Source organism: Pseudomonas sp. 1L-E-NC-VB-C3 (genome assembly GCF_057291535.1).
Window position 1 is genome coordinate 111,818 of record NZ_JBXAWD010000006.1, and the last position, 13,481, is coordinate 125,298.

The 13,481-nt window shown below is 61.4% G+C and carries 8 protein-coding genes; 6 read left to right on the plus strand and 2 right to left on the minus strand.

Annotated features, from left to right (window positions below):
* Positions 1-1,971: a MacB family efflux pump subunit gene (locus AC0Z5Z_RS11955; protein WP_485611139.1), complete on the minus strand. Its 1,971-nt coding sequence runs from the start codon at positions 1,969-1,971 to the stop codon at positions 1-3.
* On the minus strand, positions 1,972-3,135 hold the full coding sequence (locus tag AC0Z5Z_RS11960) for an efflux RND transporter periplasmic adaptor subunit (protein ID WP_485611140.1): 1,164 nt from the start codon (positions 3,133-3,135) through the stop codon (positions 1,972-1,974).
* Positions 3,136-3,415: 280 nt separating this feature from the next.
* Here AC0Z5Z_RS11960 and AC0Z5Z_RS11965 point away from each other — a divergent pair, with 280 nt between their 5' ends.
* From AC0Z5Z_RS11965 to AC0Z5Z_RS11990, 6 genes are all read left to right on the plus strand, one after another.
* On the plus strand, positions 3,416-3,898 hold the full coding sequence (locus tag AC0Z5Z_RS11965; protein ID WP_485611141.1) for a sigma-70 family RNA polymerase sigma factor: 483 nt from the start codon (positions 3,416-3,418) through the stop codon (positions 3,896-3,898).
* 133 nt (positions 3,899-4,031) lie between these two features.
* The gene (locus AC0Z5Z_RS11970) at positions 4,032-5,369 is read left to right on the plus strand and encodes a lysine N(6)-hydroxylase/L-ornithine N(5)-oxygenase family protein (protein WP_016773905.1); all 1,338 of its coding nucleotides are present in this window, start codon (positions 4,032-4,034) and stop codon (positions 5,367-5,369) included.
* A 675-nt stretch (positions 5,370-6,044) separates the two neighbouring features.
* On the plus strand, positions 6,045-8,744 hold the full coding sequence (gene mgtA / locus AC0Z5Z_RS11975; RefSeq protein ID WP_485611142.1) for a magnesium-translocating P-type ATPase: 2,700 nt from the start codon (positions 6,045-6,047) through the stop codon (positions 8,742-8,744).
* Positions 8,745-8,974: 230 nt separating this feature from the next.
* On the plus strand, positions 8,975-9,409 hold the full coding sequence (locus tag AC0Z5Z_RS11980) for an ANTAR domain-containing protein (RefSeq protein ID WP_041478514.1): 435 nt from the start codon (positions 8,975-8,977) through the stop codon (positions 9,407-9,409).
* A gap of 125 nt (positions 9,410-9,534) precedes the next feature.
* Positions 9,535-10,167 carry a response regulator transcription factor gene (locus AC0Z5Z_RS11985; RefSeq protein WP_056784337.1) on the plus strand — a complete coding sequence of 211 codons (633 nt, stop codon included), beginning with the start codon at positions 9,535-9,537 and terminating at the stop codon, positions 10,165-10,167.
* A gap of 10 nt (positions 10,168-10,177) precedes the next feature.
* Entirely contained in the window at positions 10,178-13,384 is a 3,207-nt protein-coding gene (locus tag AC0Z5Z_RS11990; RefSeq protein WP_485611143.1) for a transporter substrate-binding domain-containing protein, read from the plus strand.
* The last annotated feature ends 97 nt before the right edge of the window (positions 13,385-13,481 follow it).

Below are 13,481 nucleotides of genomic sequence, written 5' to 3' on the forward strand. Positions count from 1 at the left end.
TCATTCACTGGTAAGGGCCGTGACCGGGTCAAGCCGGGCAGCTTTGCGGGCCGGCATAAAGCCGAAAATGACGCCGGTGACCAGCGCACAGGCAAACGCACCGATCACCGCCAGCGCTTGAAAGGCGATCGCCACGCCACTGAGCAACAACACGCCGCCGACCAGCAGCGCCAGGCCGATTCCGGCGATACCGCCGACCAGCGAGAGCATCAATGCTTCAGTGAGAAACTGACGGAGGATGTCGCGCTGACGGGCGCCGGTGGCCATGCGAATACCGATCTCGCGGGTACGTTCGCGCACGGTCATGAGCATGATGTTCATCACGCCAATGCCGCCGACCAGCAGGGAAATTGCTGCAATCGCCCCCAGCATCAGCGACAGCGTGCCTTGCGTGCGCGCTTCGGCCTGGATCATCGCGGCATTGTTGGTCAGCTCGAAATCCTTCTTGCCGTGGTGCCGACGCAACATCGCCTGTTCGATGGCCTGTTCGGCGTCCTTGACCTTGCGCGCATCCTTGGCCGCGATCACCACGTATTGTGGATTGCGGCTGCCGAACAGGCGCGTGCTCGCCGCCGAATAGGGCACGGCGATGCGGTTGTCGCTATCGGAGTCGCCGGAGCTGGCGCCTTTTTCAGCGAGCACGCCGAGGATCTGGAACGGCACGTTCTCGATGAGGATGTATTGACCGATCGGGTCGGCGACATCCTTGAGTAACTTGTCGCGGACCTTGGTGCCGATCACCGCGACGGCGGCGGCGCTGTCCTCGTCGGCCTGGGTGAAGTAGCTGCCCTGAATCACCGGCCAGTTGAAAATCTGCGGAAAGTTGGTGTCATTGCCGCCGACGTAACTGCTGTGGTCGGCGTTGCCAAAGCGCACGCCGGCGGTCGAGCCGTTGACCGGCATGATGCGCTCCACCTGGGGCAGGGCGGACAGTTCGGCGACATCGTCGAGGGTGATGATGCCTTCCGGTGTACGCGGGTTCGGCGCCGAGCCGCTGAGGTAAATGATGTTGGAGCCGAACGCGCCCATTTGCGCCATGACCTGACGCTTGCTGCCTTCGCCGACGGCGAGCATGACCACCACCGAGGCCACGCCAATGACGATGCCCAGCAGGGTCAGCGCGGTGCGAAAGCGGTTGATCCACATCACTCGCCACGCCGCTTGTACAGCGTCGACCAGTTCACCTTTCCAGGCGCCGGTCTGGCTGCTGCCGTTGCTCAGGCGCTGGCGCAGGTCGACCGCTTGCAACGCCCCGGGATTGGCCACAGGCGGCGCGCACGCGTGCTCGGCGCTGTCGCTGATGATCAGGCCGTCGCGGATTTCGATGATGCGTTTGGCCCGTTGCGCCACTTCGCGGTCGTGGGTGATAAGGATCACCACATGGCCCTGATCGGCGAGTTCGTCGAGCAGGGTCATCACTTCAGCGCCGCTGTGGCTGTCGAGGGCGCCGGTCGGCTCGTCGGCGAGGATGATGTGGCCGCCGTTCATCAGCGCACGGGCAATCGACACCCGCTGTTGCTGGCCGCCGGAAAGCTGATGCGGACGATTGCCGGTGCGAGTGCCGAGACCGAGACGTTCCAGCAGCGCGTGAGCTCGGGCATGGCGCTCGGCGGCCGGGGTGCCGGCATAGATCGCTGGCATCTCGACGTTTTCCTGCGCCGAGCCGGACGGGATCAGGTGATAGCCCTGAAAGACAAACCCGAACGCTTCGCGGCGCAGCCAGGCCAGTTCATCACTGTCCAGATGAGCGACGTTTTCCCCGGCGAAGCGGTATTCGCCGCTGGTCGGTCGGTCGAGGCAGCCGAGGATGTTCATCAGCGTCGATTTGCCTGAACCGGAGGCGCCGACAATCGCAACGAATTCGCCGGCGTGGATCGACAGATCGATCCCGCGCAGCACCTCCACCAGTGGGCTGTCATCACCGCCGTAGGCTTTGCGGATCTGCCGCAGGTCGATCAGGGGCGTGTGCATTCAGCCTCCATGACCAGTGGCCGGCGCGCTGAGAACATGCTCGCCCTCGGCCAGACCTTCCAGCACCTGGGTGCGCAGGCGATCGTTGATGCCGGTGCGCACTTCCCGCGTTTGAATATCACCGTTGGCAGCGACGATCTGCGCCCGCTGCCACTGCGGACGCGAGCCCGGTTGCAGGGCAGCAGTCGGCACGGTCAGGGTGTCTTGCGCCTGTTCGGCGACGAAGAACACCTGGGCGGTCATGTCGGTCATCAGGCTGTGATCGGCGTTGTCGACGTCGAGCAGCACGGTATAAAGAACCACGCGTTCGCTGCCGCTGCGACCACTGGTAGGGCTGCCGCCCTGATTCTGTTCAAGCGGACGTGGTGGCACCGGCAGGATCTGCCGCACCGTGCTGCTCCAGCGCCGAGTGCCACCGCTGAGGGTGGTGAAGTAAGCGGTCATGCCCGGTTTGACGTGGCCAATGTCGGCCTCCGAAACTTCGGCCCATACCGTCATCGGCGACAGTCGGGCGATGCGCAGGATCAGCGGGGTCTGTTGCTGCGCGTTGAGGGTCTGGCCTTCGCGCGCACCGACTGCGACCACGGTGCCGCTCATCGGCGCGTAGATGCGCGTGTAACCGAGCTCCGCTTCGTCGCTGCGCAGGCTGGCCTGGGCCTGGCGGATCTGCGCCTGGAACATGTCGATGCGCGCCTGGGTTGCGCGAACCTCGGCGCGCGCGGTCTGCACGTCTTCCTCGCGGGTGGCGCCACCGGCGGCGAGTTTCTGCTGGCGCTGGTATTTCTGCTGCGCCAGATCGTGCTGGGCGCGTTGCTCCTGCAACTGCGCCTTGAGGTTTTCGATGGAAAAGCGCCCGGCATCGAGCTTGGCTTTCTGTGTCGACGGGTCGATTTCCACCAGCAACTGGCCTTCCTTGACCGTATCGCCGGCCTCGACGTGAATCTTCTGAATCTGCCCCGAAGCCTGTGCGCCGACATCCACGTAGCGGCGCGGCTGCAAGGTGCCGAGCGCCGTCACGCTGTTTTCGATATCGCCGCGGCTGACCTGCACAGTGGCAACGGCGTCGCGACCGGGTGGCAAGACTTGCCAGGCAGCTAGGGCGATCACGGGAATCAGACAGAGGGCGACAAACAGCGCGCGACGGGCGGGGCGGGGACGATTCATGCAGGGTTCCGGCCAGTGGTTGCGGCCCATCGCAAGGCACGACAGACACAGGGGCTGTCCTGTAAACGAGGCATGGGCGACGGAATTTAGCCGCAGACACATCGAGTTACCGGACGCCGGGCCACGACTATTTGTCCGGGATATGGAATCAACTCTTTAAATCTATATGAGAATTACTATAAATTACGCACCTCAAGTTGCCACTATCTTGCTACTGCGTGATCCGCAGGTCTGATCAGTGCGCTCAAGGACAGAAACGGCATCGATGCGGTCGGGAGTCATGTTGGAAAACTACTATCGTGAGCTGGTGTGTTTCCTCAACGCCAGACTGGGCAACCGTCAGGTCGCCGAGGATGTGGTGCATGACGCCTATGTACGCGTGCTGGAACGCTCCAGCGAGGTACCGATCGAACAACCCCGGGCCTTCCTCTATCGCACCGCATTGAACCTGGTAATCGACGATCACCGTCGCAACGCGCTGCGGCAGATCGAATCGCTGGACGTGCTCGACAATGAAGAGCGCTATTTCACCCCGTCCCCCCACGGCACCCTCGATCACGGCCAGCGTCTGGAAATGCTCCAGCGCGCACTGGCCGAGCTGCCGCCGCTGTGCCGCGACAGTTTTCTGCTGCGCAAGATCGAAGGAATGTCCCATCCGGAAATCGCCCAGACCCTCGGCATCTCCCGGGCGCTGGTGGAAAAACACATCGTCAACGCCATGAAACATTGCCGCTTGCGCATCCAGCAATGGGATGGCCAGTGATCCGCGCCGGTTAAATTTCCTTTCATCGTCCTCGTTCCTACTCAACAGACGACCTGCTGACCTGATTCAGGCCGGTCAGGCCACCCAGGCTTTATTTCCCCGCGTTGAGGGGTTCATCCAGAGGACACTGGAAATGACACAGGCAATTGCATCGCCCATCGTTCACGACCTGATCGGCGTCGGTTTCGGCCCTTCGAACCTGGCACTGGCCATCGCTCTGCAGGAGCGCGGCCGGATCCAGGGCGAACTGGATGTGCTGTTCCTCGACAAGCAGGCCACCTACAGCTGGCACGGCAACACCTTGTCGACGCAGAGCGAGTTGCAGATTTCCTTCCTCAAGGACCTGGTGACCCTGCGCAATCCGACCAGCCCTTACTCGTTCGTCAACTACCTCAAGCACCACGGGCGTCTGGTCGACTTCATCAACCTCGGCACCTTTTATCCATGCCGCATGGAGTACAACGACTACCTGCGCTGGGTGGCCGGGCAGTTCACCGCGCAGAGCCGTTATGGCGAAGAAGTGCAATTCATCGAACCGGTATTGCACAACCAGCAGGTCGAAGCCTTGCGGGTGATTTCCCGGGGCAGCGACGGCCAGCAATTCGTGCGTACCACGCGTTCGGTGGTGGTCAGCGCTGGCGGCACACCGCGCATTCCGGAGGCGTTCAAGGCGCTGAAGGGCGATCATCGGGTGTTCCACCATTCGCAGTATCTGTCGCAAATGGCCAGGCAGCCGTGCGTGAACAATCAACCGATGAGCATCGCCATCATCGGAGGCGGGCAGAGCGCGGCGGAAGCCTTTATCGACCTGAATGATTCTTTCCCGTCGGTGCAGGTCGACATGATCCTGCGCGGCTCGGCGTTGAAGCCTGCGGATGACAGCCCGTTCGTCAACGAAGTGTTCTCGCCGGAATTCACTGATCTGGTGTTCCAGCAGAACAGCGTCGAGCGCGAGCGTCTGGTCAACGAGTACCACAACACCAACTATTCGGTGGTCGACATCGACCTGATCGAACGCATCTACGGCATCTTCTACCGGCAGAAGGTTTCCGGGATTGCCCGCCATGCGTTCCGCACCCTGACCACCGTCGAGAGCGCCACTGCCACGGCAAACGGCATCGAACTGGCCGTGCGTAACAACGCCACCGGCGAAGTCACGGTGCGAATCTATGACGCCGTGGTGCTGGCCACCGGTTACGAGCGCCAGATGCACCGCAAGTTGCTCGCGCCGCTGGAGGAATACCTCGGCGAATTCGAAGTGGATCGCAACTACAAACTGATCACCGACGAGCGCTGCAAGGCCGGCATATATATGCAGGGCTTCTGCCAGGCCAGCCATGGCCTGAGCGATACGCTGCTGTCGGTGCTGCCGATTCGCGCCGATGAAATCGCTGGCTCGTTGTACGAGCATGGCAAACAGCGCGGGCACAGCCGTTCTGTGGCGGAGTTGCTGTTGGCGACTGCCAGCTGAGTTCTGCGGCGCCTGTCACACCGCTTTCGCGAGCAGGCTCGCTCCCACAATGGATCTGTGAACGCAGGGCAAAATGTGGGAGCGAGCCTGCTCGCGAAGGGGCCATGGAAAGCCCCACATATGATCGTTCCCACGCTCTGCGTGGGAATGCAGCCGGGACGCTCCGCGTCCCTTTCAGAAGCCGAACGCGGAGCGTCCGATGAGGCGTTCCTACGCTGAGCGTAGGGACGATCGCGGGGAAATTCTGAACCCTTCCTGAACACCCCCCACATTCCCGGCAAACACCTCTTCCAGCGGTTTAGCTGCGGGCGTAAGCTGCGCGCGTTTTCATCAATTGCGGAGACCCACAGTGGGTACTTGTTCGAGTGACAGTTGTCGGCCGGTCTCGATCACCGGCAGATTCTCGGCAAGATAACGCGCAGCCTTTCCCTGCCGTTGTCTCGCCGTAACAGCGAGCAGCGGCATCCCGTGCACGACCCGTTCCGGATCGTGTCTCGACGTCCTTCTCAACGACGCTGAACCAAGCGTGATGGCGACCTCAGTCGTCAGCGCCGCCTATCGACACGCCTGTCGTTCCTGACCGGCGCGCTACGCCTTGCCGTGCCGGTTGTTCCGGCGGCGAGGCGCGGCGGTACCTGCTCGACGGTTTCCCGGCTGACCACAGGGGACACAGCCATGAAACTCACGCTCAAGGAATTTTTCGCAGGTTTTCTGCGCAGCCGCCACATCGCCCGGCACTTCCGTCGTCTGGCGCTGCTGGATTCGATCAACGACACCAGGGTCAACCGTGAAGTGCCGCCGACGCTGGCCAGTACGCTGGTGGCTGCCGCCCATGCCGACAGCGCCGCGTTGCTGTCGTCGTTGGGCACGCACGGCGAGGGGCTCACTGACGTCGAAGCCGATGCACTGCGTGCGCAACACGGCCTCAACGAAGTCGAACACGAGCAGCCGCTGCCGTGGTGGACTCATCTGTGGCACTGCTACAAAAATCCGTTCAACCTGCTGCTGACCTTGCTCGCGGTGATCTCCTGGCTGACCGAAGACCTCAAGGCGGCCGTGGTGATTTTCTCCATGGTGGTGCTGTCGACGCTGCTGCGCTTCTGGCAGGAGAGCAAATCCAATCAGGCCGCCGATGCGCTCAAAGCCATGGTCAGCAACACCGCCACGGTGCTGCGCCGCGATGGCCCACGCCGGGAGCTGCCGATCAGGCAACTGGTGCCCGGCGATCTGATCGTGCTCTCGGCCGGCGACATGATTCCCGCCGATTGCCGCGTGCTCAGCGCCAAGGACCTGTTCGTCAGCCAGGCAGCGATGACCGGTGAATCGATGCCGGTGGAGAAATTCACCCGGCAGACCGATCGCGACACGCGTAACCCGCTGGAGCTGGACAATATTCTGTTCATGGGCACCAACGTTGTCTCCGGCAGCGCGATTGCGCTGATTCTCACCACCGGCAACAGCACCTACTTCGGTGCGCTGGCGCAACGGGTCGGCGCGACGGACCGGGCGGTGACCTCGTTCCAGCAGGGGGTCAACAAGGTCAGTTGGCTGCTGATCCGCTTCATGTTCGTCATGGCGCCACTGGTGCTGTTCATCAACGGTTTCACCAAGGGCGACTGGACCGAAGCGCTACTCTTCGCGCTGTCGATTGCCGTCGGCCTGACCCCGGAAATGCTGCCGATGATCGTCACCTCGACCCTGGCCAAAGGCGCCGTGTTTCTATCGCGCAAAAAGGTCATCGTCAAACGCCTCGACGCGATCCAGAACTTCGGCGCGATGGACGTGCTGTGCACCGACAAGACCGGCACTCTGACTCAGGACAAGATCTTTCTGGCGCGTAATGTCGATGTCTGGGGTGAGGATTCTGACCATGTGCTGGAACTGGCCTACCTCAACAGCTACTACCAGACCGGCCTGAAAAACCTGCTGGATGTGGCGGTGCTGGAACACGTGGAAATCCATCGCGAATTGAAAGTCGGCAGTGCCTTTCGCAAGGTCGATGAAATCCCGTTCGATTTCAATCGCCGGCGCATGTCGGTGGTCGTGGAGGGCCGCGGTCAGCCCCACCAATTGATCTGCAAAGGTGCGGTTGAAGAAGTGCTGGCGGTGTGCAGCCGGGTGCGTCACGGCGAAGTTGATGAGGCTTTGAGCGATGAATTGCTGGCGCGGATTCGCCAGGTCACCGGCGCTTTCAATGCCGAAGGTCTGCGCGTGGTGGCGGTCGCGGCTCGCTCAATGCCAGCAGGCCGCGAGATTTACAGCCTGGCCGATGAGCAGGAACTGACGCTGATCGGTTACGTGGCGTTCCTCGATCCGCCGAAGGAAAGCACCGCGCCAGCGCTCAAGGCCTTGGCCGAGCACGGCGTGGCGGTCAAGGTACTGACCGGCGACAACGAGCTGGTGACGGCGAAAATCTGCCGTGAGGTCGGCCTCGCGCAACAGGGTTTGCTGCTGGGCAATGACATTGAGCGCATGAGCGATGCTCAGCTTGCGGTGGCGGTCGAGACGACCAACGTCTTCGCCAGACTCACGCCGTCGCACAAAGAGCGCATCGTCCGTGTGCTCAAGGGCAACGGCCATGTGGTCGGGTTCATCGGTGATGGCATCAACGACGCGCCGGCGCTGCGCAGCGCCGACATCGGCATTTCCGTGGACAGCGCGGTGGACATCGCCAAGGAAGCGGCGGACATCATCCTGTTGGAAAAAAGCCTGATGGTGCTGGAGGAGGGCGTGCTCGAGGGGCGGCGCACCTTCGCCAACATGCTCAAGTACATCAAGATGACTGCCAGTTCCAACTTCGGCAATGTGTTCTCGGTGCTGGTCGCCAGCGCGTTCATCCCGTTCCTGCCGATGCTGCCGATGCACCTGCTGGTGCAAAACCTGCTGTACGACATTTCGCAGATTGCCATTCCGTTCGATAACGTCGACGAAGAGATGCTGAAACAGCCGCAGCGCTGGCAGCCGGCTGACGTAGGGCGTTTCATGCTGTTCTTCGGCCCGATCAGTTCGATCTTCGACATCACGACATTCGCCTTGATGTGGTACGTGTTCGACGCCAATACCCCGGATCATCAGACACTCTTCCAGTCCGGCTGGTTCGTGGTCGGGTTGCTGACCCAGACGCTGATCGTGCACATGATCCGTACGCCGAAGATTCCGTTCCTGCAAAGCCGTGCAGCCATGCCGCTGATGGTGATGACGGCGATTATCATGGCAGTCGGCATCTTCCTGCCCATGGGCCCGCTGGCGCATTACTTCAAGTTGCAGGCATTGCCGTCGCTGTATTTCGCGTTTCTGCCAATGATTCTGCTCGCGTACATGGCCCTGACCCAGGCAGTGAAGGGCTTCTACATCCGTAGATTCGGCTGGCAATAGCAGCCATGGAATGCTCTCCCCTGTGGGAGCGAGCCTGCTCGCGAAGGCGCCGTGTCAGTCAATACGTCTCTGACTGGTATAGCCCCTTCGCGAGCAGGCTCGCTCCCACAGGGGATATTGGTGCGTCTGGGGCGCCGGATGAATGGCCTGCTTTTTAGGAAAAGTCCTACAGAGCTATCCCCGACGCTTGCGTAGTCTTGCCCTCCCCAAACCTCACCGGGAGAATGACCATGAGCAACAAAGCGTTGCGCATCCTGATCGCCGACCCGCAGCATTTTCATCGCATGAAAATCGAGCGCCTGTTCAACTCGCTCGGCTACTACCGCGTCGCCCCGGTGCAGAATCTCGGCGAACTGTTGACCCTGGTCGACTACGGCTGCGAGCCGTTCGATGTATTGGTGATCAATGCCGAGCTGGCGGCAGGCTCCCTCGATCTGTCGGGCTTTCTGCTCGATCACCCACAGGTTCGCCACGCTCTGATCTACAACGAACCGTCGGCGCCCTTGCTGGCGGTTGCGGGGTTTGCTCAGGAAAACGCGCAGATCAGCCCGACGCCATTGCCCAATTCACAGCTCATCGGGCAGGTGATGGCGAGAGTCGAAGCTTGCGACGAACGCCAGGCACCGCCCGACTCTCATGCGTCGTTGCGCCATGCCAATGCATAAAAAACCACTCTGCACAACTGTCAGACCTGACAGGTGATTCTCTTGCTCATCCATGTAACAGTGCCGGCGCAGCCACCGACTCCGGGACAGACTGTTGCGGTGTCTTCGATTTTGCAGGAGTACCAATGAAGTCAGCGCTGATCGTCGATGATCACCCAGTCGTGCGCGCGGCCATTCGCATTGTCCTGCAGGCTCAAGGCTTCACGCAGATTCATGAAGCGTCCAATGGCAATGAAGTCGTGCCGTTGATTTGCGCGCATGATCCGCACCTGGTCGTGCTCGATCTCGGCTTGGGGTCCATGGACGGGCTGGAAGTGCTGACGCGAATCCAGATCAAAGCGCCGACGGCACGCTGCCGGATCCTGGTGTTCAGCATGCATGAGCCCACGCATTACCAGGAGCGCTGTTTGCGCGCGGGCGCGCGGGGTTACGTGACCAAGAGCAATCATCTGACGCTGCTGCACGATGCTATCAAGGCGCTGATGTCCGGCCACACCTATTTCTCTGCGTTGCCCAATACCAGCGGTCTGTACAACGCGGTGCAACGCACTGAACAGGAGCTGATCGCTCAGCTGTCCGATCGAGAGTTATGCATTTTCGTGAACCTGGCGTTGGGCAAACCAAACAAAGCCATCGCCCAGGAGATGCACCTGAGTCACAAGACCGTCAGCACCTACAAGACCCGCATGATGGCGAAACTTGGCCTGGGTTCGCTGGTGCTTCTGCGTGAGTTCGCCAAGCGCAATCACTTGATCTGAGTACCTCGACATGACGCAGGGACTGCGGGTTTTAGGACTGTGGCTGGGGCTTGTTGCCTCGGTCGGGGCGAATGACCAACCGCAGACACTGGAGGTGCTGGCGCGCCTCGAACCTGGGGGTATCCAGGTCCGCCTCGATGATCGGGAGCGCCATTGGCTGCGTGAGCATCCAGTTTTGCGCATGGGCATCTCCGGCCCGGATTACCCGCCCTTCGAAATCACCCGCCAACAGCATGAGCTGGAAGGGCTGACCGCCGATTACGCCGATCTGCTGGCGCAACTGCTCGGCATCAGGATCGAAGTGCGGCGTTTCGCCGATCGGCCGGCACTGATGGCCGCACTCAAGCGCGCTGACGTTGATCTTTTGGGCACCTCGAACAGTTTCGAAGCGGCGGATCCGGCCTTTGTTCTGTCGCGGCCGTATGCTGAAGATCAGCCTATGCTGGTCACGCGTCACGACGAGAAGCTGACCGCCGACCTGACGGCCAAACGCATCGCCATGGTCGAGGATTACCTGCCACTGGCCCATGTTCAGGCGTTCTACCCCGGCGCCCACGTGCAGCTTTATGCTTCGGCCATGGATGCACTCGGCGCGGTCGCCTTCGGTGCCGACGACGTGTACCTGGGCGACTTCATCAGCGCCAATTATCTGATCAACACCAACTATCGCAACGACCTGCAATTGGCCGGGCCGTCGGGGCTTGATGCCAATCCGTTCGCCTTTGCGTTGTTGCGCAGCGATGTGGTGCTCAAACGCATCGTCGACAAGGCCTTGCTGGCCGTGCCCATGGAGCGTCGGCATCTGATCGAACAGCGCTGGAGCGTCGGCCTCGCCGAGATGGCCGAACAGTCGCGGGTACAGCTCAGCGCCGCTGAACAGCAGTGGCTTGATCAGCACCCGGTGGTGCGGGTGGGCGCGGTCGAAGACTTCGCGCCGTTGGCGTTTTTCGATGCCGAGGGACGCTTCAACGGCCTGGCAGCGCAGTTGTTGAGCCTCATCGCTCAGCGCAGCGGGCTGAATTTCGAGATCGTGCGTGGCACCTCGTTGAACGATCAGTTCGAGCAGCTCCAGGCGGGTGAACTTGATGTCCTGCCGGTGGTGACGCCGAGCACCGAGCGGGAAGCGCAGCTGCAATTCACCCGCGCCTATCTGAACAATCCGTTCGTGCTGGTCAGTGCGGCGAACGGGCCACATCCATTGCCGCTCGACGACTTGGCGGGCAAACGCCTGGCCATCTATCGCGGCCACCCGTTGCGCGAATACCTGCTGCAACGCGTGCCCGGACTACGTCTGGTCGAAGTGAAAAGCCCCGCCGAAGGCATGGCGCTGATTGCCCGAGGACAGGTCGACGTAACGGTGAGCTCGTTGCTGGTGGCGCGTTTTCTGATTGCCCGGCAGTACCGCGATCGCCTGCGAATTACCGGCACCGTTGGCGATCAGCCGGCGCGCATCGCATTGGCCACGGCGCCGCAATCGGCATTGCTGCACTCGATCCTGAACAAGGCGTTACTGAGCATTGCGCCGCAGCAAATGGATGAACTGGTGGAGCGCTGGAGCCACGATGTAGTGGTCGAGAACAGCTACTGGCTGCGCCACCGTCAGGAGATTCTGCTTGGTTTCGCCAGCGCAGCTGCCTTGCTTCTGTTGGCACTGCTGTGGATTGGCTGGCAGCGCCGGCAGATCCACCAGCGTCAGCAATGGTTGCTGCAACTGCAACAGGCCAAGGACGCGGCGGACGAAGCCAGTCGGGCCAAGAGCACTTTTCTGGCGACCATGAGCCACGAGATCCGCACGCCGATGAACGCCCTGATCGGCATGCTCGAACTGGCCCTCAAGCGCGCAGAGGAGGGCGTGACCGATCGACTCGCCATTCAGGTGGCGTCGAATGCCGGCCAGCAATTATTGGCGTTGATTGGCGACATTCTCGATATCGCTCGTATCGAATCGGGGCATTTGTCCCTCGCGCCCGAGCGGGCCAACCTGCGGGAGACGGTGTCGTCGGTATGTCGGGTGTTCGAAGGGCTGGCGCGGCAGAAACGGCTCTTGTGGCGCATCGAACTTGATCCGCGCGCCGACGTGGATGTGCTGGTCGATCCGACGCGCTTCAAACAAGTGCTGTCCAACCTGTTGAGCAATGCGATCAAATTCACCCAGTCAGGTGACGTCAGCCTGCGACTGCAGATCGTTGCGATATCGCACGAGCAAGTGAGTGTGCAAGTGCTGATCGAAGACAGCGGCATCGGTATAAGTGCTGAAGATCAAAAGCGCCTGTTCAGCCCGTTCGTTCAAGCGAGCAATAGCCTTCAAGCGGCGCGCAGCGGTTCCGGCCTGGGGTTGGTGATCAGCCGTAACCTCTGCGAAATGATGGGCGGCACGCTGGGTCTCGATAGTGATCTCGGGCAAGGCACGCGAGTAAAAATCAATATCCAGTTGCCGCTGCTGACGTCGGTGACGACCACACTGGCAACGCCCGAGGCGGCGGCCGCGACCTGTGTATTAAGCGTGTTGGTAGTCGACGATCACCCGGTCAATCGCTTGCTGATGTGCTGGCAACTGAGTGAATTGGGGCATCGCACGGTAGACGTGGGCGACGGAGAACAGGGGCTGGACCGCTGGCGAACCCAGGCCTTCGATGTGGTGATCACCGACTGCAACATGCCGCGACGCAATGGCTATGAACTGGCACAGGCGATTCGCAACGAAGAAGCCGCCAGCGGCCGCAGGCCCTGTCTGATCCTCGGTTTTACGGCCAACGCGCAGATCGAAGAGCGCCTGCGTTGTCTGGATGCCGGCATGGACGGCTGCCTGTTCAAACCGATTCGCTTGCACGATCTGGCTGAAGCCATGAACGGCGCCCGCCGTTGCGAGCTTCACGAAGATGAACCGCCTGGCGCCGAGTCGGTCGAGATTGACCTGAGTGCCCTGGAGCAGATGGCCGGGACCGATCACTCGTTGATCGAGCGTTTGCGCAAGGAAGTCGGCAACAGCCTGCGTGATGATCTCCAGGCTCTGGATCATATCCACGTCGGCGACCGCAACGGCCTGCGTGAGCTGGCCCATCGCATCAGGGGCGGCGCGCAAATGGTCGGCGCTGCGCGGGTTGTTGCGGCGTGTGTTGAGCTGGAAACGGCTTGCCGAGGCAGTGAAAACGCAGTTATCAACCGTGCCATCGACAGGTTGCGCGAAGCCATGCACGGCCTCGCACGGTGCCTCTGAACCAATGCAGTCTGCTGTGGGAGCGAGCCTGCTCGCGAAATGCGCGCTGCTGACCCAATTGTTCTGCACATGGAACACTCAAGCCGGTTTTCACCGT